Genomic DNA, 26,286 nt, shown 5'->3' on the forward strand with positions numbered 1-26,286 from the left:
AATGAAGCAAGCAGGAACCGTCGCACTCGCATCCGCACTCGCCGTATCCGTCGCCGCATGCGGCAGCGACAAAAGCGGAGGAGATACTTCCTCGTCATCATCGCCCAAACCGGCAGCAGAATCGCAGCCGCCGAAGCTGACGAATCTTACTTATTGGGTAGCCAATCACTCTGCGGCCGCTTCGCAAATGAAAACGTACGCCGAGATGGAAATGTACAAAGAATTAGAAAAAATAACGGGCACGAAGGTCGAATTTCAGCATCCGCCGCTTGACGCTCAACAATCTAAAGAACAATTCAATTTGATGCTTGCCTCCAATCAGCTGCCCGACGTCATCGAAACGATCTGGACGAGCAATTATCCCGGAGGACCGGAGAAAGCGATCCAAGACAATAAAATAATTAAATTGAACGATCTGATCGACAAATACGCGCCTAACCTGAAAAAACTTCTAGCCGATCATCCCGACTGGAAAAAGCAAATCATGACCGACGAAGGCAGTATTTATTCGTTCCCGTTCCTTCGCGGCGGCGACAAGGTCAGAGTGTTTTTCGGCCCTGGTGTCCGTCAAGACTGGCTAGATAAACTCGGCCTCAAAATGCCTACGACAATCGACGAATGGTATACCGTCTTGAAAGCGTTTAAAGAGAAGGATCCGAACGGCAACGGCAAAGCGGATGAAATTCCGTTCTACCTCGACAAAGCGATGATCGGCGTAGACGCTCCGTTCCTTGGCGCATGGGGCATCAACTACAGCTTCTATCAAGACGGCGGCAAAGTGAAATACGGCCCGATTCAGCCGGAATACAAGGAATTCCTCGCCACGATGAACAAGTGGTACAAGGAAGGACTGCTCGACAAAGACTTCGCGGCGCCGAACGACAAGCTGTATGACAACAAAATGACGACGAACCTGCTTGGCGCATCCGTCTTTTATAATGGCGGAGGCATCGGCAAATACGCCAACCTGATGAAGGATAAGGATCCTAACTTCAAGCTGGTCGCCGCTCCATACCCGGTACTGAAGGCGGGCGACAAATCGATCTGGGGACAAAAAGACTTCGCGGCGAACGGCGTAGGCGCCGCAATCACGACGTCGAACAAAAACCCGATCGAAACCGTCAAATGGCTCGACTATGCATACGGCGAAAAAGGCGATCTCCTGTTCAACTACGGTAAAGAAGGCGTCAGCTACAAAATGGAGAACGGTAAAGCCGTCTTCCTGCCTGAAGTCTTGAATCCGCCGAGCGGCGTCAGCCTGCAGCAGTCGTTCGCCAAGCACAACCGCTCTACTTGGAGCGCGCCGTTCGTGATGAGCGACAACTTCCAGATGCAATACTTGGCGCTGCCTACGCAGAAAGACGCGCTCGAAGTATGGTCGAAGCCGACAGCCGAACGCAAAATGCCGCTTGTAACGCCGACGAAGGACGAAGCCAGCAAGTTCGCTTCCGTTATGACCGACATCGAAACGTACCGCGACGAAATGCTGCTCAAGTTTATTATGGGCGCCGAGCCGATCGAAAACTTCGATAAATACGTCAAGAAAATACAATCCATGGGCATCGACGATGCCGTTAAAATTCAACAAGCGGCGCTCGAGCGCTACAACAAACGCTAAAATAACCCCCGCAAAGTGATGTGCAGCTCTGCAGTTGACTCTGCGGGGATCCCCTGAACATGAAACCGGTTGCGGACCGGGAGATGATTTTCGTTCATCTCCCGGTTTGCATATCTCGCAAAACACGAAAGGCAGGGAACGCCGATGGCGCAAAGCTCCGCTAAAGCGCTGACGGGCACTGCAGCCCCGAAGCCCATCTATCAAGATCCGACCGTCTGGCAGACGATCCGCGCCGATATTAAACGGCATTGGCCGATTTATTTGATGGCGCTGCCCGTCATCGCATACTATATCATCTTTCACTACGGGCCGATGTACGGTCTGCAAATCGCATTCAAGGACTTCTCTCCCGCCAAAGGCATATGGGGAAGCGCTTGGGTAGGCTTACAGCATTTCGAAAGCTTTTTTAACGGCATCTACTTTTGGCGGCTGCTCAAAAATACCGTTCTGATCAACGTGTACGAGCTTATTTTCGGCTTTCCGGCGGCGATCATCCTCGCCCTCCTGCTGAACGAGATCCGCAATGCGATATTCAAGCGGGTCGTGCAGACGATCTCGTACTTGCCTCACTTTATTTCGATAGTTGTCGTTGCAGGGATGATGGTCGATTTCTTGAGCCGCAACGGCCTGATTAATCAAATTCTCGCCTCTTTCGGCGTCGCCGAGCCGATCGATTTCTTGAAGGAAGCCGGCTGGTTCCGGTTCCTATTCGTCTCGTCCGGCATATGGCAAGGCATCGGCTGGGGCTCCATCATTTACTTGGCCGCGATCGCCAATATCGATCCGACCTTGTACGAAGCCGCGCGCATGGACGGAGCGAACCGCTGGAAGCAGACGCTCCACATTACGATTCCGGGCATCATGCCGACGATCGTCATCCTGTTCATTCTGAACATGGGCAACATGCTATCGGTCGGCAGCGAGAAAGTGCTGCTGCTCTATAACCCGTTAACCTACGAATCGGCAGACGTTATTTCGACTTATGTATACCGCAAAGGGGTTCTTGAAGCGAGCTACAGCTTTACGGCTGCGGTCGGCTTGTTCAACTCCGCGGTCAGCTTCATCCTGATCGTCGCCGCGAACAGCCTCAGCAAGCGCTTTAGCGAAAACAAGCTGTGGTAAACGACTTTGCAGGACTTTAGAAAGGAGAAACGATCATGAAACTTTCCGCCGGAGAACGAGCGTTCGGATACGTCAACACCCTTTTGATGATCGGCCTTTGCCTCGTCACCTTGTATCCGTTTCTGTACGTGCTGTTCGCCTCACTCAGCAACGCCACAAACTTCCTGCAGCATCGCGGCCTTCTTTTTATGCCGGTCGGCTTCGATCTCGGCGCCTACAAAGCGGTCTTCGACAACCCGATGATTACGCAGGGCTATCAGAACACGCTGCTCTATGTAGTGCTCGGCACGGCGATTAACCTCGTCATGACGGCAATCGGCGCATACGTGCTGTCCAGGCCGAAATTGTATTTTAAAAACATCATCATGTTTTTTATCGTCGTCACGATGGTTTTCCACGGAGGTCTTATTCCTACCTATTTGCTCGTCAACGACCTCGGCATGATGAACACGATGTGGGCGCTGCTTATTCCCGGAGCGATCAACACGTTTAACATGATTATTATGCGCACCGCATTCCAAGGCGTGCCGGTAAGCCTCGAGGAATCCGCCAAAATGGACGGGGCAAGCGACTGGACGGTTCTGTTCCGTATCATTATCCCGCTGTCCATGCCGGTAATCGCTGTTATGATTTTATGGTACGCGGTCGGTCACTGGAATTCCTATTTCAGCGCGCTTGTGTACTTGCGCAACCGTGAGGATTACCCGCTTCAGCTCGTGCTTCGCGAAATATTGATCGCCAACAACACCGACTCGATGATGACGGGCGCTGCCAGCGACGATAAGTATGCGATCGGCGAAACGATCAAATACGCAACGATTATCGTATCGACGCTTCCAATCATTTGCTTGTATCCGTTCCTGCAAAAGTATTTCGTCAAAGGCGTCATGATCGGGGCGATCAAGGAATAATAAGCTCGTGGCTCCATCCTGCAGTAGGTTGTGCGCTCTCCCAAGGATAAACGGCATCGCCGTCCCAACGCTTTCGGAGAAAGCGACTTCGAAAGCAAAAGCTTAAGACGGGCGCGTTTACAGGGAATTGGAACAATCAGCGGAGAATATATTTTCTGCCCAAAATAACCATTTTGCTTGCCTGAGAGCTTCGGGTTACAATGGTCAGACAAAGTTATTTGAGGAATGGGCGTGACGTTTGTGAAATTGCCGCATCGCTGGCTTCAAATCGGTGTTCGCAAGAGCGCGCTGATGACGATGATCCTATCGAATTTGTTTATCCTGTTGATTCCGCTTGCCATGGGGCTTTTCTTGTATACCAAGGTCGAGAATAGCCTGGAAAAAGGCGCGAACCGCTCCAATAAGGCGATGCTTGAGCAGCTGAAGCTGACGCTCGACAACAAGCTGTCGGAAGTCGATGTGCTGATGGGCCAAATTACGCTCGATTCCAAGCTTGACTACATGCTGAAAATTCCGCCCGATGCGGACAGCGTGGACAAGTATTTATTTATCGATTTCAAGCAAAACAAGCTGAGCCGTTTCCGCAGCATGGTCAGCAGCTTTATTTATGATTATTACGTATATTTCGCAGCCAGCGATACGATCGTTAAAGGGGATATGCTGACGGATTCGCGGACATTCTACGAAAACTCTTACACCTACAAAAGCATGTCGTACGAGGAGTGGCGGCAAACGCTGCTGCTTTCTCCACACGTCATGACGTATTTGCCCGCAGCGGAGCTTGTTCCGGGTCATGAGGCTTCCTCGAATATCGAATACGTGCCCAGCGATGTCGTGACATATGCGCAATCGCTGCCGATCCGGTCGCAGAACGATGTGCTCGGCAATCTGATCATTTTAATCGACGTAAGCCAGATCAAGGAAATGTTCGCCCAGCTGGAGTCGGCAAGCCACAGTCTGATTTATATTGTCGACAACACAGGCAGAACGATTATGGGAACGAGCCAAGAACCGCTTCCCGTTGATATTATGAAACGCGTGAACGAAAGCGGAGAGCCTTTCGATTATGTCATGAACGGCGTCCGGCAAATGATTTCAGTGACATCTTCGCAAAAAGCAGGCTGGAAGTACGTGTCGGTCACGCCGAGCGACGTATTTATGCAGCAGGTCAACACGATTCAGAATTGGTCGACCTTGCTGTTCATTCTTTGCTTGATTGCGGGCCTTGCCGCCGTTTATGCAGTCGCTTACCGCAATTACAGTCCCATTAAGAAAACGGTGAACGCCATCCTGCGCGGCAAAGAAATGGAAGGGCCGCCCGCTTATAACGAATACGAATTTATACGGCAGACGATCGAAGGCTCCTTTCACGAGGAGAAAAATCTTCGAAGCATGTTAACCCAACAAACGCCCGTTATTCGCGCCAATTACTTATCCCGGCTCGTACGGGGTTATATGGATGTCGATACGGCCGGCAAAGACGATAAAACGCTGGATTTTATGAACATTTCGTTCATCAGCGACCGTTTCGTCGTTCTCCTTGTCAAAATCGAGGACATTAGCCGCTTTAGCGGGGAAAAATCCGAGCAGCAATGGGCGCTTGCCCGTTTTATTATTTCGAATATCGGAGCCGACTTGATCGGACAAAATCATAAAGGCTTTGCGGTAGAGCTCGATCGCGATCGCCTGGCGTTTCTCGTCAATTTGAATCCGGACAGGATTGAGGCTGCAGCGAAAGACGTACGGGACATTACCGGGGCGTTCAGCCAAGTCATCCCGGACCGTTTCAAGCTTGACATCACCGTCGCCGCCGGAGGCATCCACGAGGGGCCCCAATCGATACGAGACTCCTATCCGGAAGCTTTGGCCGCCCTAGAATATAGGCTGGTCAAAGGCAGCAACGCCATCATTCATTTCGAGGACATTACCGATGCCAAGCAGCATTACTATTACCCGTTGGAAACCGAAATACAGCTCATCAATTTCGTTCGCAGCGGCGATACCGACAGCGCAGACCGGCTGCTCGACACGATTTACGCGATGAACTTCGATTCCACCCATATCACGCCGGAGCTGGGCAAATGCTTGTTCTTCAACGTAATCAGCACGTTTCTGAAAATCGTCAACGCGACGAACATGAATCCTAAGGAAGTATTGGGCACGGATTTCGATCCGCTTAAGGAAGTATTCAGCCACCCGACGGCCGAAGGCATGCACGTCAAAACAAAGGAGCTGTTCCGGACGCTGTCCGGCTCGTTCAAGGTCGAACGAACGGATCACAGCACCGTCCTGCTTCAGGAGATCGTCAGCCTTGTGGATGCGAATCTCGACGATCCGAACCTCGGGCTTGCGCTCGTCGCAGACCGATTCCGCATGACGCCGCAATACGTTTCCACCTTCTTCAAGAAGAACCAGGGGCAAAACCTGCTGGATTACATCACCCGCAAACGGATCGAGAAAGCCAAACGGCTGATGGAAAACAAAGAGCTGACTAACGCCCATATCGCGCAAATGGTCGGTTACACGAACGATGTCGTCTTTATCCGCGCCTTCAAAAAGCTGGAGGGCATTACGCCCGGCAAATACCGCGAGACGATCAAGCCGGACCCGGCAGGCTAAAAAGGACCGTCCGGAATCACGGACGGTCCTTTGGTGCATCGCAATACTTTTGCGCGTGTGGGAGGTAAGCGAACCTCGATTCCTTGCCCCAAGCGGGCTATTTCGGACTACAGCACATCGAGGAGCCTTTATGGCAGTGTAAGGATGAACGGTTTCCCATCCTAAACGCTTTCAAAGAAAGCGACTTCGTAAGCATAAGCTAAGCACTGGCGCGTTTACCGGGAAATCGAACAATCAGCCGGATAGTTACTTTAAAAAGCTGCCCTCGAAGCTATAAACCGGCTTCAGGGGCAGCTTTTTACGTGCTGCATGCATTGCCTGAAAATCGCAAGCCCCTACCCTCGATAGAAGAGGATAGGGGCTTTCCATGCACACTAAGGCGCGCAATCGCTTCCGACAGCCGCCAGGGTGAACTTACAATCTACGCAGCGCTTCGCCGTGCGCTTCGATCGTGGCATCGATATCTTCGTTCGTATGCGCGGCGGAAACGAACATGCCTTCAAATTGCGAAGGCGCCACATTGATGCCCAGGTCGAGCAGGTTCGCAAAATAGCGGTTGAACTTGTTCAGATCGGATGATTTGGCCGTTTCGTAGTTGATTACGCGCTGCTCGGTGAAGAAAGGGCAAACCATCGAGCCGATCCGGTTAATGGTGCTCGATACGCCGTATTTCTTCGCATTCGCCAGCATGCCTGCTTCCAGACGGGCCGACTTCGCTTCCAGCGCCTCATACACCTCTGGCGTAGCAAGCGACAATGTCGTATAACCCGCTGCCATCGCGAGCGGATTCCCCGACAATGTGCCCGCCTGATAAATCGGGCCGGTCGGCGCCATCCGCTCCATAATATCGCGGCGGCCGCCGTATGCGCCGACGGGAAGTCCGCCGCCTATTACTTTGCCGAGGCAGGTCAGGTCCGGCGTAATGCCGAAGCGGCCTTGCGCGCAGTTGTAGCCGGCGCGGAAGCCGGTCATGACTTCGTCGAAAATAAGCAGACTGCCGTATTGCTTCGTAATGTCGCGAAGCCCTTGCAGGAAGCCCGGCAGCGGCAGCACGACGCCCATGTTGCCGGCAACCGGCTCGACGATAATCGCCGCTATATCTTCGCCGTACGTTTCGAAAGCGACCTTCACCGAATCAAGATCGTTATAAGGAACCGTAATCGTGTTAACCGCTACGCCTTCCGGTACACCCGGGCTATCGGGAAGTCCGAGCGTGGCTACGCCCGAGCCTGCTTTGATCAGCAGCGAATCGGCATGCCCGTGATAACAGCCTTCGAACTTCAAAATTTTGCTGCGACCCGTAAAGCCTCTTGCAAGACGCAGCGCGCTCATCGTCGCTTCCGTGCCGCTGTTGACCATCCGCACGAGATCGAGCGACGGCACGCGTTCGCAAACGAGCTTGGCCATCGCCGTTTCGAGCTCGGTCGGCGCGCCGAAGCTGGTTCCGTTCTCCGCCGTCCGCTTGATCGCTTCCACCACTTCCGGATGCGCGTGGCCGAGAATAAGCGGTCCCCACGAGCATACGTAATCGATAAATTCGTTGCCGTCTATATCGAAAATGCGCGAGCCTTCTCCCCTTTTCATGAAAGCCGGCGTCAGTCCGACCGACTTGAATGCGCGCACAGGACTGTTGACTCCCCCTGGAATGTACTGCTTCGCTTCGGCGAACGCTTCGCTCGACAGCTTGTCGATTCTGCTGCTGGAATGATCCGACATGTACAACATCTCCTATCTCGTAAATGGCTGTTTGAAGCCGATTATTTGGAGCATCTAATTGCCGCTCGACGCTAGTTTTAGTCCCCGCTCGCCTCGGAAACGACGACATCGCGCAGCGTTTCCATGTAGAGAGGATCGGTGTTGAGCGATTCGGTGCGCTCGAGATGCATGCCGAGCTCGGCGGCCAGCTGTTGACACTCGATATCGACATCGTACAGCACTTCAAGATGATCCGAAACGAAGCCGATCGGACAAATAAGCACATTTTTCACTTGCTCTTCCTCATGAATGGTCCGCAGCGTATCCTGAATGTCTGGACCGAGCCATGGCACTGCCGTACGTCCCGCGCTTTGCCAGCCGAACTGCCAATTCGTAATCCCGCAAGCTTCGGCGACCGCCTTGGAGGATGCCATAAGCTGATCGACGTACGGATCGCGCATTTCGAGAATTTTTTCCGGAAGACTGTGAGCTGTAAAAATGACGCGTACGGCATTCCGATCCTCAAATTTGTCCAATGCGTCGTTGACGCGATTCGTCAACGCTTCGATCAGCTTCGGATGGAGCTCGTAGCTTTTCACGAAACGGATGCTGAGGCCCGCCTCATCCGCTTTTTCCTGCGCCCGCTTGATGTAGCTGCCGACGCTCATAACCGAATAGTGAGGCGCAAGCACGACGCCTACAGCCTCTTTAATGCCGTCCGCCGCCATCTGGGCGATACCGTCTTCAATGAATGGAGACGCATGCTTCAGTCCTTGATAGCACCGATAGGCCGTATTTTCGTCAGCGCCGGCATTTAACGCCGCTTCGAGCGCGGCTACTTGCTTATTCGTATTTTCGCGCAGCGGGAAGAAGCCGCCTACAATCGCGTCGTACCGGTCGACAAGCTCTTGCAGTTGCTCCGGCGAAGGCGGCGAGCCGCGGCGGATATGCGTGTAGTAGGCCTCGATTTGGTCCATGCTTTCAGGCGTGCCGTAGGACATCACGAGGACGCCGATATGCTTTTTGCTCACTTGGAATCCCTTCCTTCCGCTGAATGCTCCGCAATCGCTTCGCGCGAATAACGGTGTATAAATCCGGTCAGCTCGCGCAGCTTCTCGAGCGACGCTTCCGGAAACAACCCGTGGCCGAGATTAAACACGAAGCCGGGACGTTCGATGCCTTGATCGATAATGTCCTTCGCGTATTTCTCGATAACGGACATCGGTGCCGTCAATACCGTCGGATCCAGGTTCCCCTGCACCGCATAACGGTCGCCGATACGCCGGCGTCCTTCTTGCAAGGATACCCGCCAGTCCAGGCCGATGACGTCCGCCGCGATCCCGTTCAATTCAGGAAGCAGCTCGCCCGAGCTTACGCCGGGGAAGTATATTTTCGGCTCGTTCAGATGGCTGAGCTCGTCAAAAATGCGGCGGATCGTCGGCAGCACGAACTCGCGGAAATCGGCGGGAGACAACGCCCCGACCCAGCTGTCGAATACCTGCACGGCTTTCGCTCCCGAAGCGATATGCGCTTTCAGGTATGTAATCGCCATATCGCCGAGCTTTTGCATTAGCGAATGCCAAACGGCCGGCTCACTGTACATAAGCTCTTTCGTTTTCAAATAGTTTTTAGAGGGCCGGCCTTCAATCAAATAACTCGCGATCGTAAACGGAGCGCCGGCAAACGAAATGAGCGGAACTTCAAGCTCGCGATCCAATATACGGATGGTTTCCAAAATATGCGAGAGATCCCCTTCGACGTCGATCGGACGCAGCCGCTCTACGTCTTGCGCAGACCGGATCGGATTATGGATAACCGGCCCGATATTTTTGACGATATCGAAATCGATGCCGATCGAAGCGACCGGATTCATGATGTCCGAATATAAAATCGCCGCGTCGACGCCCAGCTTTCGGATCGGCATAAGCGTAACTTCGGCCGCAAGCTCCGGCTGTTTGCATATTTCAAGCAAGCTGTATTTTTCTTTAATCTTGCGGTAATCCGGATCGTAGCGTCCCGCCTGCCTCATATACCAGACCGGAACCGTCTCCGTCCGCTCCTTCCGGCAAGCTTTAATGAACGTATCGTTGTAACTCATTCGTTCCCCTCATTTCCATATGTCCAATACTTTTTATTATGCCCGTTTTACGAGAGCGCAACAACATCCATACGTGCACAGAAACCGACAAAAGTATGACAAAGCGATGCAATCCGGAATTATGAAAAGCTTACATCCCTATCGCGGCCGGTAGAGTTATATGTTAAATAAAAACGAGCACGGGACCGGCCATCGCGATTGCTCGCCGTCCTTCCGCGCTCGTTTCTGATTGCCACTACTCCGCAAGCCTCTCCGCGAGCCGATGAGTCGACAGCGTCAAATCGGCGCGTATCCCGCATGTATCCGGATTTTGCAAGCTTGCGAGAAAATGCTCGACCGCACCGGCAAAGCCGCGCCTCATCAGCACGGTATCCCAACTGCCGAAGCCGCGCTGCAGCGGAGCGGCTCCATGCTCGCATAACATCGCCTGCTCCATGTTGATTACCTCCGCGGAACGGCCGCTGCCGTGCAGTACCAGCTTCTCCAGATCGGCGCCGGCCGTCCTCACCATCTCGTACTTGCCGAGCGGACCGTTCGAGCCGCCGAAGGCGAGCATCCCGGCTGCGTCGAGCAGCCTGCCTCCGCCGTCCGCGCGCTGCCTCTTGCCGATCAATTCATAATCGGGACCACCGAGCCAAACGAGCAAATCCAGCATATGAATCAAGTCGTCGTAAAACGTCCGCTTCGCATCATGGCTCTGCAGCTTCGTCCGATGCTTCAGCGCCGTGCAGCTGTCGAAGCCCCCGGAAGCCTCCGCCCATGCTTTCGCTTCCCCATACAATGGCGCAAAGCGCCGGTTAAAGCCCACCGCAAGCAGCAGCCCTTTCGTTTCCGCATAAGCGGCCATTTCCTCGGATTCCCGGATATCGTATGAGAGCGGCTTGTCCACATAAACCGCCATTCCCCGCTGCAGGCAAGCCAACACGATTTCGCGATGCGTTTCCGTAGGACTATGTACGAAAACGGCATCCAAGCCGAGGTTCAGCAGCTCATCCAAACGCGTGGTGCCGAACGGAATCCGGTACGTTTCCGCCGTACGCTGCACCGTTGCCGCTGTCGCACTCATCACGCCTGCAAGCTCGACCGATTGATGCTGGGATAAGAGCGGCAAATACACCTTGCGCGCGATATCTCCGATGCCGATCATACCGATTCGGATGCGCTTCACGAGCGGTTCACCCTCTCAGCCATTTGGCGACATCTTTGGCGAAATATGTCAGGATCATATCGGCGCCGGCACGTTTAAAGCCGGTCATCATTTCGAGGACGATCGCCTGCTCGTTGATCCAGCCTTTTTCCGCCGCCGCTTTCACCATCGAATACTCCGCGCTTACGTTGTAAACGACGACAGGCAGATCGAAGCTGTCCTTGAGCATACGAACGACATCCAAATAAGCGAGGCCCGGCTTGACCATCAGCATATCCGCGCCTTCGATAACATCAGACTCCGCTTCCCGCATCGCTTCGCGAACGTTCGCAGGGTCCATTTGATACGTTTTGCGGTCGCCGAATTGAGGCGTCGAATGAGCCGCGTCGCGGAACGGTCCGTAAAATGCCGATGCATATTTGACCGAATACGACATAATCGGCACATGCTCGAAGCCGGCCTCGTCAAGACCCGTGCGGATCGCATGAACGAATCCGTCCATCATATTCGACGGCGCAATGACATCCGCACCGGCGCGGGCTTGCGATACAGCGGTTTTGACGAGCTGCTCGAGCGAAAGATCATTGTCGACCGTTGCGCGGTCGGTCACCGGATCTACATGAATGACGCCGCAATGCCCGTGATCGGTAAATTGGCAAAGGCAAGTGTCCGCGACAACGAGAAGCTCGGGATACAAGCTTTTGATCCGCCGCGTCGCCTGTTGGACGATTTCCTCGTCATCCGAAGCGGATTTTCCTACCGCATCTTTATAAGCCGGCACCCCGAACAGGAGAACCGCTTGAATGCCCAAGGCAACGATCTCTTTCAATTCCTCTTCAAGCGTATCCAGCGAGAAATGATACACGCCGGGCATCGACGGAATTTGCTCTTTAACATTCGTGCCATGGGTAACGAATATCGGGTACACCAGATCGTGTACGGTAACTTGATTTTCTCTGACCATATTGCGCATCGCCTGAGAGCCTCTCAACCGGCGATGGCGAACAACGGGGAATGCCATCGTAACTGCCTCCAAATCGTTTCGTATTGTCGCTGCATGTAGATGTCGTTACTACTTATAACGAATATGATATCAGATGTGTTCGCATTTCGCCGCAGCTGCGGCCAGGCGTTTATTCAGCGCCTTTGGATTTCGCGGTAATCGGCGCAGCGGCAAGCGCCTGCACAAGCGATTCGATCGTCGCTTCCTCGGCGACAGCTTCGACTTGAAGCCCCGCCTGACGAGCGGTCTCGGCTGTAATCGGACCGATACAAACAGCCGTTATACCCGAAAGCAAATCGGCAGGTTTCTCGATGCCTCTTCTTTTAAGGATAGCCATCAGATTCGTTACTGTGGAAGAGCTTGTGAACGTCAAGGCATGAATTTGCCCGTTCCGCAGCATTTCGATAATCTCCTCGCCCTCGTCCTCTTCCGGCAGCACGGTTTCATAAACATCGGCTTCCGTCACATCCAAGCCAACCTCCCGGAGCTTGCCCGGAAGCCATTTGGCCGCAATGTCCGCTCGCGGAAGCAGGACGCGCTGTCCAGCCTCTAGCATCGGCTCCAGCAGCTCGAATAACGAATCCGCCTGAAATTTCGCGGGCAGCGATTCGGAAACGAGACCGCGGTCAAGCAGCCATTCCGCCGTTCTTGGTCCTACCGCCGCAATACGGGCACGGTGCATTTGCCTCACATCGATGCGAAGCTCCTTCAGCCGTTGGAAGAAAAATTCGACCCCGTTCACGCTTGTAAACATGACCCAGTCATAACGATCGAGCTGCAATAGGGCGTTGTCCAGCTCCTGAAGCTTTCCGCCGTCCAGCGGCTGACGCATGTGCACGACGGGAAATTCGACCGCTTCTCCGCCGAGCTCATCGATTCGATCCGCCAGCTCGCTTGCTTGAGTCCGCGAGCGCGTCACCAATATCCGTTTGCCGAAAAGCGGCTTATGCTCGAACCAGGCAAGCTTCTCGCGAAGCCGTACGACTTCGCCGACAATGATGACGGCAGGCGATTGGAACTTCGCCTCCTGAACTTGCTCGACGATGGTCTCGAGCGTCCCCACGAGCGTTTCCTGCTCCATCCACGTCCCCCAGCGGATAAGCGCAACCGGCAAATCGGAAGGCTTCCCGCACTTAAGCAGCTGGTCGCGAATATTCGCTATATTGGCGACGCCCATCAGGAAAATGATCGTCCCGGTAGCGGAAGCTAGCTTGGCGTAGTCGATATCGGAATACGTTTTGTTGTTATATTCGTGACCCGTTACGATCGTAAACGACGAAGTAAAATCCCGATGCGTGACCGGGATGCCCGCATAAGCCGGTACGGCGATCGCCGAAGTGATTCCGGGAATAATTTCAAACCGTATATTGTGTTCCGCCAGCAGCTCGGCTTCCTCGCCGACCCTGCCGAATACGCAAGGATCGCCGCCCTTGAGCCTTGTAACCGTCTTGCCCTGCAAAGCAAGATCGGCTAGCAGCCGATTGATTTCGCTTTGCTTGAGCATATGCTTGTCCGGCAGCTTGCCGACGAATATTTTCTCGGCGCCCTGTTTCATATGCTTTAACAACCGCGGACTCGCCAATCGGTCATAAACGACGACATCCGCTTTGCGGATCGCTTCGAGCCCGCGGAGCGATATAAGCTTCGGATCCCCCGGTCCCGCGCCGACCAAATAAACGATACCTGTACCGTTCGGCATGAAGTATGATTCCTCCTGTAACCCCGAATATTCAAGGATAAACGCCTACCCGCGCCTGAATACGCCGGCGTTTATCGCAGGTTTAGTCCGCCTCAAGCAGGGCTTATTAATCTGTAACGCAGGCGAATATGTTTACGGCTGCGCCGCAACTTCCGCGAGCATCCGGTCCGCGCCTAGCGCGATCATCGATTGCGCCAGTTTATCTCCAATCCGTTCCGGCTCGCTGCCCGTAACGGTTTCACGCAGCAGCTCTCCGCTGACCGCCGAACCGACGATGCCCGTAAGCGTAAGAAGCGGAGCCGTGTTATCCCCTTCGCCGGCCGGCTCCAAACGAGCATATGCCCCGATCGGAACCTGGCATCCGCCTTGAAGCGTACGAAGATAGCTGCGCTCAGCGGTAACGCAAAGCTTTGTCTCGTTATCCGTATACTTGCCGAGCAGCTCGAGCATAAAGCTGTCCGCACCGCGGCATTCGATGCCAAGCGCTCCTTGACCGACTGCCGGTATGCATACATCGGCCGGCAAATAGGCCGTAATGCGATCCTTCCATCCCATCCGATGAAGCCCGGCTGCCGCCAGCAATATCGCGTCGAAGCCTTCTTCCTCCAGCTTCCGGATCCTCGTGTCGATATTGCCGCGAATGGATTCGATCTGCAGATCGGGCCGCTGATGCTTGAGCTGGCTTGCCCTGCGCAGGCTGCTCGTCCCGACCTTCGCTCCCTGCGGCAGCTCCTCCAGCTTCGTGTAGCCTTCACGCGAGATCAAGCAATCGCGCGGATCCTCCCGCTTCGGCACGGCTCCGATAACGAGCCCTTCCGGCAGCTCCGCAGGCATGTCTTTCATGCTATGAACCGCCATATCGATTTCGCCGTCAAGCAGCGCTTGTTCGATTTCTTTAACGAACAGCCCTTTGCCGCCTACCTTCGATAGCGTAACATCCAGGATTTGATCCCCTTTTGTCAAAATTTTACGAACGGTAAACTCGCACTCGATCCCATCCCTGCGGGAAATCTCTTTAAGATGCTCGATCACCTGCAGCGTTTGCGTCATCGCCAAAGCGCTTTGTCTTGTCCCAACTACAATTGTCCGCATAGTATAACCCCCAAGTCTATTCAATCGGCGAACTTGTAATCTATCGCCTTAACCAGCTGTCCCTATAACCAGTCTTCAAGCCCGAAAGCTTCCGTTTCCGCTTCAAGCTTGCGAAACAAATCGTCGCGAAATCGCATAAAATCGCCGCTCCGTATGCGCCCCAGCACATCGAGTCTGACGATTTCCCTTGCAAGCGCCTGCCTATGCTCTGCATCATTGACCAACCGGCGCACTTTCAAACGAAACTCGTTCAAAAAATCGAGATAAACCTCGTACTCCGGCCCATACTTCGCCTTCAACCCGCTAACGATATCGCGCGCAAGCGTCGGACTCGCTCCCGAGGTGGATACCGCCACCTGAAGCTTCCCCCGGGTAAAAGCGGCAGGAAGAATAAAACTCCCCGTTTCCGGCTTGTCCACTACGCTTATAAGCCGATCTGCAGCCAACGCTTCGTCGCGAACCCGTTCGTTTACGAACGAATCGCTTGAAGCCGCAATGACCAAATAGGCGCCTTTCGTATCGCCCGCTTCATAATTTCGGAGCAAAACGGCTACCTTCCCCGCTGCCGCCAAATCGGCGATCCGCTCCGTCAACGCCGGGCTGATCACGACGACATCCGCTTTAGATGCAAGCAGCGATTCTATCTTTCGCTCGGCGATTTTTCCTCCGCCTACGACCAAGCATCGTTTATTCGTCAAATCGATCATGATCGGATAATAATTGCCGGCATTACGGTCGCCCATCTTCTCACACCCTTATGCTTCTTACGCCACTTACAGCCAATGATGAAAGGAAGACATATAGTTCGTCAATATCAAATTCAACAGCACGATGCCGAACGCGTACAGATTCCATAACGCAAGCCGGTTTCCCGCAGGCTGGAAAAACTGGCGCATCAAATAATAATACAAATAAGCGGCAAGTACGACGAGCGAATTGATAACCTTCGCATCAAGCAGGAGAACCGCATCTCCCTGCAAAAGAACCCATACGATGCCGAGCGCCAGTGCTGCGACAAGCAGCGGAATTCCGCTTATCGAAGCGCGAAAAGCGTAAGTGTTGATTTTTTCCAGACTCGGGAGCCTTTTCACTGCCGGAGACCACTGCTTTCCCTTGAGACGGCGGTGCAAGAACAAATACATGCCGGAAAATACAGCGGCTACCGCAAACGCAGCGTACGCGGCTACCGCAAGCGAAATGTGCACAAACAGCAATTCGTCATCGATTTCCCACCCTGGGCGGCTCGGCACCATTTCCGGATTTCCGAACACGTTAAAAGCGAATGCGGCGAACCCGCCTATATTAATAATAAATACGAAGAGTTCTACCCTCAGGAATCTGTTTATGATAAGCGAAAGCGTCAAAACAGCCCAAGCGAACAGGAGCAGCGTTTCCGTTTTGGTGTATGCGCTGAGAAGCTCATGTTCGAATATATGGGACGCCAAGTAAAACGATTGCAGCACCCATACAAAAATAAGCAGCCCTGTTCCCATCCGTTTGGCGCTCCGGTTCGCTTTCGCGAAGTCGGAGAAGTAAAACAGCAGGCCCAGGGCGTATATGTAAAGGATCGCATCGAATAGCCAGGTTTGTTTAACCATGCGTTCCTCCTCTATCAACCCCACAAAGTGAAGTGAGGCATCGAAGTTTATTCCGAGTACTTTGCGGAGAGCCCCGATAACCTGCCTCAGAGAACGAAAAGGCAAACGGTCGAAGCTCCTATGGCCGAACTAGCATCTCTGCCCCCGCCAATCCGCGGATGTCTACCTGCGGCTCGTCCGCTCGCGCGGATACGAGCTGACGCACGTGAACTGGGGCCGATCTTTCCTTCGTCTCCAGGCGTTCGGTTTCCTTCTTCTCCTCGAGCAGGGCCTCCAACGCGAAAAACTGGGTAAACAGCTCCAGCGCTTCGTCGCCCTTCTTCTCCCCCGCCATTTCCTTAACGCGCTGGATCGGGTCGCGAAGCATTTGCGTTACGATGCTTTTGGTAAGCTTGCGGATTACTTTCACTTGCCGTTCGTCAAGCTCCGGCAGCTTATTGAGGATGCTTTCCAGCGTATCCTCATGAATGCGGTTTGCCTTCGTTTGCAGGGCGTTGATGACGGGACCCATGCCGATCATTTTGTACCATTGCTCGAATGCGGCGATCCCTTCCGCGATCATCCCTTCGATTTTAACGGCTTCTTTACGGCGTTCGGCTAAGTTGCTGTCGACAATGGAGTGCAAATCGTCAATATCATAAAGATATACGTTCGCCAAGTCGCCGATAGCCGGATCCAAATCGCGCGGCACGGCGATATCGATCATGAAAAGCGGACGCGATTTCCGCTTAGGCAGAACGCGCTGTACATCCGCTTTGGTCAGTACGATCTTGGAAGCGCCGGTCGAGCTGATTACGATATCCGCTTCGGCCAGGCAATCGGCAAGCTGATCCATCGAACAAGCAATGCCGTGAAACTTCTCTGCCAGCTCCTTGGCGCGGGAACTCGTCCGGTTGACCACGAGCACTTTGCGTACGCCGCCGGCATGCAAATGCTTGGCAGTCAATTCGCTCATTTTGCCTGCTCCGATAATGACGACCGTTTTATTCGCGTAGCTTCCGAAAATCCGTTTGCCGAGCTCCACAGCGGCATAACTGACCGATACCGCATTTTCGCCGATCGACGTTTCCGAGTGAGCCCGCTTCGCCAGCGTAATCGATTGTTTGAATAAGGTATTGAACAATGTCCCCGTCGTTTTCTCCTGCTGGGCAAGCAAAAAGGCGTCGCGCACCTGGCCGAGAATTTGCGTTTCGCCGATCACCATCGAATCGAGTCCGCTGGTTACCCGGAACAGATGCTCGACAGCTTGGCGATCTTCGTAAATATACAGATGCTTATTGAAATTATGGCGCGACACGCCAAACCAATTCTCCATAAATTCGCGGATATAATGACCGCATAGGGTCATCCGGTCGACAACTGCGTATATTTCCGTTCTATTGCAGGTGCCCACAATTACACATTCGAGGATGCTGTTGGTTTGTCGCAGCCTTTGCAGCGCTGAAGCGAGCTCTTCCGCCATAAAAGCAAATTTCTCGCGTATTTCGACAGGAGCCGTCCGATAGTTTAGACCGACCGCGATAATATGCATTGTGTTCACCCTCCTTTCGCAACCTCAATTATAGCATAGATCCGGTACAACCCCACCGCAATCTTTGAAAAATGTATGAAATTAATGCTTCTGCATGTCCCTTAACTGCTCGACAATCATTTTGTCCGTCTTTTTGAGTTTGTCGTTTTGCGACGAAATGACGCCTCCGCCAGATGTCATGAGCTTCGCATAGTCCTCGCTCATCGTTTGATAAAGCTTGCCGACCGCTTGCAGCGTCTCCGCCTCTTCCGGCTTAAGCGCCCGTTTGCCGGCAATTTGCAGCCTGACGATATATTGGAGCACCTGCTGCATGGAGGCAAGCTCGGAGAGCTGTTCCCCCTCCGCCATTACAAGCCGCTCATGCGTAAAATTTGCTGAGTAAGCCGCTTGTTTAAGCGCATCAAGCTGCCCGGTATCTTTGGCCTTCTCCGCTTCGGACACCGCATTCGCCAGCAGCTCCATCTGAAACTGCGACACCTGATAAAGCAAGTGCGCCGCATTCTCGTGCCCTTGCTCGCCTTTTTTTCCTCCGGAGAGCTGAAGGAGCGTCACCCCGATCACAAGTCCCGCAAAAAGCCAGACCGCCAGCTTTCCTATACGCAGTTTTCCCATTTTGTCCCCTCCGCATCCATCGTTATCCGCCACCAAGCGACGCTTAACTTTCGAAGCATGAACCGAGTACTTAACGGGTCCTGAAATTATCCCCGGCCAAGTAAAGCTTCGTAGTTAATCCGCGTACTTTGCGGAGCCCCCGAAACTGGTAGCCCCAATGGTTTCATTGTATGGACATGGATCAAAACAAATAACCATGGATTGCTCCATGGTTAGGTTATATGCGTATATACGGAAAACTTCATTATCTACGCCGTAGGCTATTTGACCGTTTCGGCTTGACGGATCGCAGGTGTTTCTACCTTCAGCTCGCCGAGTCCACGAATGAGCTTCTTCGCGTGTACCGTCTCTGGCTTCAGTACCGATACCATATAATCGATAGCCAGCTGAGGATCAACCGTTTCACCGCATGTATAGCAATCAAGTGCGGCAAAACCTCTCTCAGGATACGTATGAATCGAGATATGGCTTTCTGACAACATGACTAAGACCGTTGCACCTTGTGGTTCGAATTGTTTGGCTTGAACAGATAGTACGGTCGCACCACAAACCTCAGCAGCTTCTACCATTTGTGCTTGCAGCCATTCCGCGTTATTGAGAAGGTCAAAATCTACTCCCCAAGTATCAACGGCAACGTGGCGCCCGAAAGTTGAATATTCCATCTTCCGGTTCCCCCTTCCTAGGAATAAAATTGTTTGATTTCATCCGCTAGGACCTACGTCATTCACTTCTCGAGGGAATAATCTCTCGCAACATTACATGTCCTGAGTGAATCCTGGTTCCTATAAAGTTTTCAACGAAGATAAAAATAACATCTATTGACCAGAAAAGCAATACTTTTTTTTATGAAGGAAGCTTTTGGCACCCGCTGAACAGCATATGCAGATCGATCTCCGTAAGTGCCTTAATGAAGCCATTTTCATGCCGAAGCAAGATGCCGCAAACGATTTTGCAAGCGAAAATAAACAATAAGACCCGCACATGGCGGGCCATCAGTTCAACTATTTGTCATAATTGCCAAGAATTTTCGTTTCCGTGTTTTAAGCTTCCAGCACGAACAATCGTTGCGAGAGCATTTTCAGGTGCTCGTCGATTGCAGCCTTCTCTCCGCTTCGGTTGCGCAAATCGAGAAAATAATCGATTTCCTGCCAGATCTTCTGAATTTCACACTCCGCTTCGCTGCTGCGGTACATTCGTTCCAGATCTCCGACAGTATCCTTGTGCTCATAGATAATTTTCTCCAGATCGCCTTTCATTTCAACGATTTTAACGACGGATCCGGAGGCGTAATGATAAACCATCGTGTACCCGATATAAATGCGATTGACGATTGCACTGCCTTTAAACTCGGAAACGGCTTTGCGCATTAGATTGACGAGGTTCGGATTCGTAAAACGGCATGAGCCTTCAAATACATATTTGCCCATTATGCGCTCGAACGACAACGCGATTTGATCTCCCGGGCGGTCCATTAAAACGACCTCTTGGCTTCCGTTGTCCAGCACTTTTACTTGCAGAAGATTCTGATGCTCATGAAACATCGATATGAATTTCGACATTTGTGCTTCCGTTAACTCCAGGCAGGTTTTGACGTATTCGGTCGCTAACCTTTGCGCCATAAAAATCCCTCGATTCTGTTTTTTAAGCCCTTTGAATCCGTTACATTAATGATTATACTACAGGCTGCATCAATATTCCTGCATCGAAATCAGACGATTCAGGCAAATTTGCTGAAAAAACCGCTTTTAGATTGGAGATTCCCGCCATAACCTTATGTTTCCGTTTCGATTTCTCCGTATCCCTTGGTTATGGATGGGGAGTTATCTTTATTTTACCGCAATTTTCACATCGCTGCAAAATATGTTCGCCCGATTATGATCGCCAAAAAAACAAAGAACCGCCCTCCTTTCGAAGGACAGCCTTTGTATATTCCGGCTCTAAACGATCATAACCAAGTCCTTGAAAAGCACCGTGTCTCCTACTTGCGGCGAGGTAGGCACTCCCCCGACGCTGTTCAATCCAAAATGGTTGGCTACGACATTTGTCGTATTCGAAACCAGAATGACCGTCTCGTAATGAAAATTGACGACCGAAATGTTCGTATTAAATGTACGGAACGAGTTCGCCGGGATATTTTGCGCCACGCTGGACAGAACAACCGGATTATTCGGATTGTTCCAGCTAAACACGACGACTCTCACCTGAACGGGAGATGAGCGCCGGTTTACCACCTCCGTGTGGGAAAATTCCGTATTTGCATTTTTGTTGATGATGCCGGTTGTCAGGGTCACCACATTCTCAATGTCGGCGTGCTCCTGCAACGACTTCACATAGACTGCAACCTTCTTCTTGATCACTGCTCTCCGAGCCGGACTGACACGTTTGGCCGGACGTTTTTTGGGCCGCATAGCAAATCCTCCTCTGCACATTTCTATTACTAGTAAATGCAGAAGCGAGCCGCTTTGATAGGACGAAACGCTCATTCTCATAGAAAAAGCGCCGAATCGGGTTTAAAGACCGTCCGGCGCTTTGACATTTTATACGGTCGGCTCCGGTTCGTGTAGTTCCGGCTGCCCCTCCGCTTCTTCTTCCTCATTCCAAGCCATCTTTTCCAAAATGATATCCCAAAGCTCGTCCTTCCCCATGCCGGTTTCCGATGAAAACAAGACAAAGCGGTCGGCCGAGTGGAAACCAAGCGTTTGCTTTACGAGCTTTACGTGTTTTTGCCATTGGCTGCGGCTTATCTTATCCGCCTTCGTCGCTACGACGCATACCGGAAGGCCAAGATGCTTAAGCCACTCGTACATCGACTGATCGTCCTTCGAGGGGGCATGCCTGATGTCCACCAGCTGTAAAATGAGCTTTAGCTCTTCTCTTTGCGTCAAATACTGCTCGATAAACTTGCCCCAGCGTTCGCGCTCCGATTTGGACACCTGCGCATAACCGTAACCGGGCAAATCGACGAAAAATAAATCCTCGTTGATTTTATAGTAATTAAGCGTTTGCGTCTTGCCCGGCTTCGAGCTTGTACGAGCCAAATTTTTACGGTTGATCATCTTATTGATTAATGACGACTTCCCGACGTTGGAACGGCCGGCCAGCGCAATTTCCGGCAGTCCGTCCTCGGGATATTGCGACGGGCTTACCGCGCTTATGACAAATTCGGCGTTATTTACTTTCATCCCTGACACTCCCTTTCCAAGGGCGTTTAAACCCAATGAAATCCGATGCTCTGAGCAGCCTAAATCGCATGGCTTCCCGGAGCGCTCCGAATCGGTTTATTTCCGCGCGAAACCCCAAGAGCATTCCGCTCTTGGGGTTTAGACGCTGTTTACTGCGGCGTTGCCACCTTTTCCGCAGGCTTGACGAGCGCATGCTCGAGTACTTCGTCCATATGGGCTACCGGGATGAACGTCATATCCTTGCGGACGCTTTCCGGTATTTCTAGAATGTCTTTCTCATTATCCTTCGGCATCAACACTTTACGGATTCCCGCACGATGAGCGGCCAACGATTTCTCTTTCAAGCCGCCGATCGGAAGCACGCGACCGCGGAGCGTAATCTCTCCGGTCATCGCCACTTCGCGCGATACCGGAATATCCGTAAGCGCCGAGATCAACGCCGTCGCCATCGTAATCCCTGCGGACGGACCGTCCTTCGGAATGGCGCCTTCCGGAATATGAACGTGAATATCGTTCTTCTCATGAAAATCGGAAGGGATTTTCAGCATTTCCGCACGGGAACGCGTGTAGCTGAATGCCGCTTGCGCGGATTCCTTCATGACGTCGCCCAGCTTGCCCGTCAGCGTCAGCTTGCCGTTGCCCGGCATAACGGTCACTTCGATAACCAGGGTATCGCCGCCAACCTCCGTCCAGGCAAGCCCGGTTACGGCGCCGATCTGATCCTGCTCCTCGGCCATTCCGTAGCGGAACTTGGAAGGTCCGAGATAATCCTTCAGATTGTCATTATCGATAACGACCTTTTTGTCCGGATCCGTGACGATTTCCTTCGCCGCTTTCCGGCATAAGCTTGCGGTCTGCTGCTCCAGATTGCGCACACCGGATTCCCGCGTATATTCGCGGATGACCTTCATCAGGGTCGCTTCCTTGAGCTCCAGCTGGCCGGGCTCCAATCCGTGCTCCCGCTCCTGCTTAGGCAGCAAGTAGGTTTTGACGATTTCGAGCTTCTCGATTTCCGTATAACCCGGAATGTAGAGCATCTCCATACGGTCAAGCAGCGGCCGCGGAATATTGTGAACGGCGTTGGCCGTCGTTACGAACATAACGTTCGATAAATCAAAAGGCAATTCGATAAAATGATCGCTAAAAGTGCTGTTTTGCTCCGGATCGAGCACCTCGAGCAGAGCGGAAGCCGGGTCGCCGCGGAAATCCATCGCCATCTTGTCGATTTCGTCGAGCAAAAAGACCGGATTGCTCGTGCCCGCCGTCTTCATCCCTTGAATAATACGTCCGGGCATGGCGCCTACATACGTTCTGCGGTGTCCGCGGATTTCCGCTTCGTCGCGAACGCCCCCGAGCGATACCCGAATAAATTCGCGTCCCAGAGAGCGGGCGATCGAGCGGGCGATCGACGTTTTGCCGACGCCGGGAGGCCCTACAAGACATAAGATCGGCCCCTTCAGCTTTTTCACCAGCTTCTGCACGGCTAAGTATTCGAGCACGCGTTCCTTCGGTTTTTCCAGCCCGTAGTGATCCTCGTTCAAAATTTCCTCGGCCTTCACGATGTCGAGGTCGTCCTCCGACGTCTTCGACCAAGGAAGCGAAAGCAGCCAATCGATGTAATTCCGGATTACGCTGCCTTCGGCGGATGATGCAGGCATTTTCTCCAGCCTGTCGATTTCCTTCTCGATCTTCTCCCTGACTTTATCCGGGACGGTCGCTTCGGAAAGCTGATTGCGCAGCTCTTCGATCTCCCCCGCGCGGCCCTCTTTCTCGCCGAGCTCCTTCTGGATCGCCTTCATCTGCTCGCGCAGATAGTATTCCTTCTGCGTCTTTTCCATTTGCTTCTTGACGCGCTGGCTTATTTTGCGTTCCAGCTCAAGCACTTCGCGCTCATTGTTGAGGATGTCGAGCAGCTTCTCAAGCCGCTTCCTGACATCGATCGTTTCGAGAATTTCTTGCTTGTCTTTGATTTTGAGCGACAAGTGGCTGCAAATGACATCCGCAAGCCTTCCCGGTTCTTCGATATCCGACACCGCCGCTAGCGTTTCCGGCGTCACTTTCTTCGACAGGTTGATGTAGTGCTCGAACTGGGTTAGCACCGTCCGCATCAGCGCGTCGATTTCCGGATCGGCAAGCTCCTGCTCCGGAAGCTCCTTCGCATTCACTTCGTAATATTCGTCGTTGAAAAGATATTCCACAACTTCCGCACGAGCCGTTCCTTCCACAAGAACGCGTATGGTGCCGTTCGGCAGCTTAAGCATTTGACGCACCTTGGCGATCGTTCCGATGCGGTATATATCTTCCTTGGTAGGCTCTTCGATGTTCATCTCCGATTGGGAACAAAGGAGAATCAAGCTGTCGTCGACCATCGCGCGTTCCAGCGCGCGTACCGACTTTTCTCGCCCGACATCCAAATGCAGGACCATGCTCGGATACACCAGAAGTCCTCTGAGCGGCAGCAGAGGTAGCCGTTTAACCTTCGTTTTGGTCGGACCCATTGCTCCAGCACCTCCAATGTATGTGAAACCAAAAGCTGCTGTTCATTAACGGATCGCAGTAACTTTAGCGATCTTAGTTATTTTACCAAAACTTAATTCAAAACACCAATTCCGGGCGATGCCGCAATGACATCGTTTGCCGCCGGCACATGGACCGTCCTGTCGCCGAGCTTTACGCCAAGCGCCTCGTGAAGCACGTCTTCGATCGTATCGACAGGGACGATCGTTATGCCTTCCAGCGACGTAAACAGCTCCTGCCAGTTTTCACGCGGAATAATCACCTTCGTAACACCCGCTTGCACGGCCGCTTCCACCTTCGCGACTACGCCTCCGATCGGCTTGACGTTGCCGTGAATGCTCACTTCGCCGGTCATGGCCAGGCGATTATCGACCGGTATCCGATGGATCGCGGACGCAATAGCCGTCGCCATCGATATGCCGGCGGAAGGTCCGTCGATCGGAACGCCGCCGGGAAAGTTAATATGCAGATCGTAATCGTCTGGGGTCATGTCGAGACGGCGCAGCACCGTCAATACATTCTCCACAGACCCGCGAGCCATACTTTTGCGGCGCAGCGTGCGCGATCCGCCTCCAACTTCCTCTTCATCGACGACTCCCGTAATATTAAAGACGCCTTTGCCCGGCTCGCTCGCGCGAATAGCGGTAACCTCGATTTCAAGCAGCGTGCCGAGATTCGGTCCGTAAACGGCCAATCCGTTGACAAAGCCGATTTGCGGCTGGCCCGGCACCTTTTTCTCCGGACGAGGCGATAGCTGGCTGCTGCTGACGACCCATTCGACGTCTGCTGCTCCCAATTCCTCTTTGTTATCGGTCATAGCTAAACCTGCTGCTAATTGGACGATATTGACCGCTTCCCGTCCGTTCGTCGCGTACCTTTTGATAACTTCGACGGCTTGCCGGCTTTCGGGGAATCCGATTTTTCGGACGGCATTCGTTGCGATTTGACCGATTTCCTCGGGAAGCAGCGGACGGAAAAAGATTTCCATGCAGCGCGAGCGAATAGCCGGTGGAATTTCTTGCGGCGTCCTGGTCGTTGCGCCTACTAGCCGGAAGTCTGCAGGCAGACCGTTTTGAAAAATGTCGTGAATATAACCGGGGATATTGCCGTCCTCGGAATTATAATACGCGCTCTCGAGGAATACTTTCCGGTCTTCGAGCACCTTAAGCAATTTATTCATCTGAATCGGATGCAGTTCGCCGATTTCATCGATAAATAAAATACCTCCATGCGCTTTCGTCACCGCTCCCGGCTTCGGCTGAGGGATTCCCGCTACGCCCATCGCACCCGCACCTTGATAAATCGGGTCGTGAACGGAGCCGATAAGCGGGTCGGCGATCCCTCTTTCGTCGAAGCGTGCTGTCGTCGCGTCGATTTCCGTAAATTTGGCGTCATATTTAAACGGCGAATTGCCGCTTTTTTTCGCTTCCTCAAGCACGACGCGGGCAGCAGCCGTTTTGCCGACGCCGGGAGGTCCATAGATGATTACATGCTGCGGATTCGGTCCGCACAGAGCGGCCTTCAGCGCACGAAGCCCTTCCTTTTGGCCTACGATGTCGCCCATTGCCGCCGGCCGCGTTTTCTCGGAGAGCGGCTTGGTTAGCGTAACGGAGCGCAGCTTGCGCAGCTTTTCCAGCTCTTTTTTCGATTCGCGGTCGATTGCAGAACGATTCGTTTGCTGATTACGCAACAAATTCCAAAAATACAACCCGATAACTACCGCAAAAAATAATTGAATTACCATTAAAATTAAACTCACACTCATCTGCTTCGTCCTCCCCTTCTGACCGGACACCTTTGCTTCGGCGCGGTATGGAACGTTCTTTGATAAAATCTCCTACC

21 protein-coding genes are annotated in these 26,286 nt (G+C 52.9%); 4 read left to right on the forward strand and 17 right to left on the reverse strand.

The features are described from left to right. Nucleotide 1: 1 nt before the first annotated feature. The 4 genes from DQG23_RS08215 (at nt 2) to DQG23_RS08230 (ending at nt 6,270) form a co-directional block, all read left to right on the forward strand. A complete protein-coding gene (locus DQG23_RS08215; protein WP_113030483.1) occupies nt 2–1,618 on the forward strand; it encodes a type 2 periplasmic-binding domain-containing protein in 1,617 nt (538 codons plus the stop codon). A 144-nt stretch (nt 1,619–1,762) separates the two neighbouring features. Further along, on the forward strand, nt 1,763–2,740 hold the full coding sequence (locus DQG23_RS08220) for an ABC transporter permease (protein ID WP_113030324.1): 978 nt from the start codon (nt 1,763–1,765) through the stop codon (nt 2,738–2,740). 35 nt (nt 2,741–2,775) lie between these two features. Next, nucleotides 2,776–3,651: a carbohydrate ABC transporter permease gene (locus DQG23_RS08225; protein ID WP_113030325.1), complete on the forward strand. Its 876-nt coding sequence runs from the start codon at nt 2,776–2,778 to the stop codon at nt 3,649–3,651. A gap of 231 nt (nt 3,652–3,882) precedes the next feature. Next, on the forward strand, nt 3,883–6,270 hold the full coding sequence (locus DQG23_RS08230) for a helix-turn-helix domain-containing protein (protein ID WP_238177800.1): 2,388 nt from the start codon (nt 3,883–3,885) through the stop codon (nt 6,268–6,270). Nucleotides 6,271–6,684: 414 nt separating this feature from the next. Here the strand turns inward: DQG23_RS08230 and hemL are convergent, their stop codons facing one another. The 17 genes from hemL to lonB form a co-directional block, all read right to left on the reverse strand. Beyond that, nucleotides 6,685–7,986 carry a glutamate-1-semialdehyde 2,1-aminomutase gene (hemL, locus tag DQG23_RS08235; RefSeq protein ID WP_113030327.1) on the reverse strand — a complete coding sequence of 434 codons (1,302 nt, stop codon included), beginning with the start codon at nt 7,984–7,986 and terminating at the stop codon, nt 6,685–6,687. Between the two features lie 77 nt (nt 7,987–8,063). Then, nucleotides 8,064–8,996, reverse strand: a complete 933-nt coding sequence (gene hemH, locus DQG23_RS08240; protein ID WP_113030328.1) for a ferrochelatase — start codon at nt 8,994–8,996, stop codon at nt 8,064–8,066. Beyond that, nucleotides 8,993–10,063, reverse strand: coding sequence for a uroporphyrinogen decarboxylase (hemE, locus tag DQG23_RS08245; protein ID WP_113030329.1), 1,071 nt, complete (start codon nt 10,061–10,063; stop codon nt 8,993–8,995). Before hemE ends, hemH begins: the two co-directional genes overlap by 4 nt. A gap of 235 nt (nt 10,064–10,298) precedes the next feature. Next, nucleotides 10,299–11,210 carry a Gfo/Idh/MocA family protein gene (locus DQG23_RS08250; protein WP_113030484.1) on the reverse strand — a complete coding sequence of 304 codons (912 nt, stop codon included), beginning with the start codon at nt 11,208–11,210 and terminating at the stop codon, nt 10,299–10,301. 28 nt (nt 11,211–11,238) lie between these two features. After that, nucleotides 11,239–12,231, reverse strand: a complete 993-nt coding sequence (gene hemB, locus DQG23_RS08255; RefSeq protein ID WP_113030330.1) for a porphobilinogen synthase — start codon at nt 12,229–12,231, stop codon at nt 11,239–11,241. A gap of 112 nt (nt 12,232–12,343) precedes the next feature. Further along, on the reverse strand, nt 12,344–13,912 hold the full coding sequence (gene cobA / locus DQG23_RS08260; RefSeq protein WP_113030331.1) for a uroporphyrinogen-III C-methyltransferase: 1,569 nt from the start codon (nt 13,910–13,912) through the stop codon (nt 12,344–12,346). 132 nt (nt 13,913–14,044) lie between these two features. Then, the gene (gene hemC / locus DQG23_RS08265; protein ID WP_113030332.1) at nt 14,045–15,004 is read right to left on the reverse strand and encodes a hydroxymethylbilane synthase; all 960 of its coding nucleotides are present in this window, start codon (nt 15,002–15,004) and stop codon (nt 14,045–14,047) included. Nucleotides 15,005–15,066: 62 nt separating this feature from the next. Continuing rightward, nucleotides 15,067–15,747 (reverse strand): precorrin-2 dehydrogenase/sirohydrochlorin ferrochelatase family protein, encoded by a 681-nt coding sequence (locus DQG23_RS08270; protein WP_113030333.1) that lies wholly within the window; start codon nt 15,745–15,747, stop codon nt 15,067–15,069. Between the two features lie 30 nt (nt 15,748–15,777). Continuing rightward, complete coding sequence (gene ccsA / locus DQG23_RS08275; protein WP_113030334.1) at nt 15,778–16,602, reverse strand: cytochrome c biogenesis protein CcsA; 825 nt, start codon at nt 16,600–16,602, stop codon at nt 15,778–15,780. Nucleotides 16,603–16,720: 118 nt separating this feature from the next. Beyond that, nucleotides 16,721–18,133 carry a glutamyl-tRNA reductase gene (gene hemA / locus DQG23_RS08280; protein ID WP_113030335.1) on the reverse strand — a complete coding sequence of 471 codons (1,413 nt, stop codon included), beginning with the start codon at nt 18,131–18,133 and terminating at the stop codon, nt 16,721–16,723. An 81-nt stretch (nt 18,134–18,214) separates the two neighbouring features. Continuing rightward, nucleotides 18,215–18,745 (reverse strand): S-adenosylmethionine decarboxylase, encoded by a 531-nt coding sequence (locus DQG23_RS08285; RefSeq protein ID WP_113030336.1) that lies wholly within the window; start codon nt 18,743–18,745, stop codon nt 18,215–18,217. A 260-nt stretch (nt 18,746–19,005) separates the two neighbouring features. After that, on the reverse strand, nt 19,006–19,407 hold the full coding sequence (gene speD / locus DQG23_RS08290; protein WP_113030337.1) for an adenosylmethionine decarboxylase: 402 nt from the start codon (nt 19,405–19,407) through the stop codon (nt 19,006–19,008). Between the two features lie 378 nt (nt 19,408–19,785). After that, on the reverse strand, nt 19,786–20,364 hold the full coding sequence (locus tag DQG23_RS08295) for a non-ribosomal peptide synthetase module (RefSeq protein WP_113030338.1): 579 nt from the start codon (nt 20,362–20,364) through the stop codon (nt 19,786–19,788). 318 nt (nt 20,365–20,682) lie between these two features. Next, complete coding sequence (locus DQG23_RS08300) at nt 20,683–21,153, reverse strand: hypothetical protein (RefSeq protein WP_113030339.1); 471 nt, start codon at nt 21,151–21,153, stop codon at nt 20,683–20,685. Between the two features lie 129 nt (nt 21,154–21,282). Beyond that, a complete protein-coding gene (yihA, locus tag DQG23_RS08305; RefSeq protein ID WP_113030340.1) occupies nt 21,283–21,927 on the reverse strand; it encodes a ribosome biogenesis GTP-binding protein YihA/YsxC in 645 nt (214 codons plus the stop codon). 149 nt (nt 21,928–22,076) lie between these two features. After that, complete coding sequence (gene lon, locus DQG23_RS08310; RefSeq protein WP_113030341.1) at nt 22,077–24,425, reverse strand: endopeptidase La; 2,349 nt, start codon at nt 24,423–24,425, stop codon at nt 22,077–22,079. A gap of 92 nt (nt 24,426–24,517) precedes the next feature. After that, on the reverse strand, nt 24,518–26,209 hold the full coding sequence (lonB, locus tag DQG23_RS08315) for an ATP-dependent protease LonB (protein WP_113030342.1): 1,692 nt from the start codon (nt 26,207–26,209) through the stop codon (nt 24,518–24,520). Nucleotides 26,210–26,286: the final 77 nt, after the last annotated feature.

The organism is Paenibacillus contaminans (genome assembly GCF_003285015.1).
GTDB lineage: Bacteria > Bacillota > Bacilli > Paenibacillales > NBRC-103111 > Paenibacillus_V > Paenibacillus_V contaminans.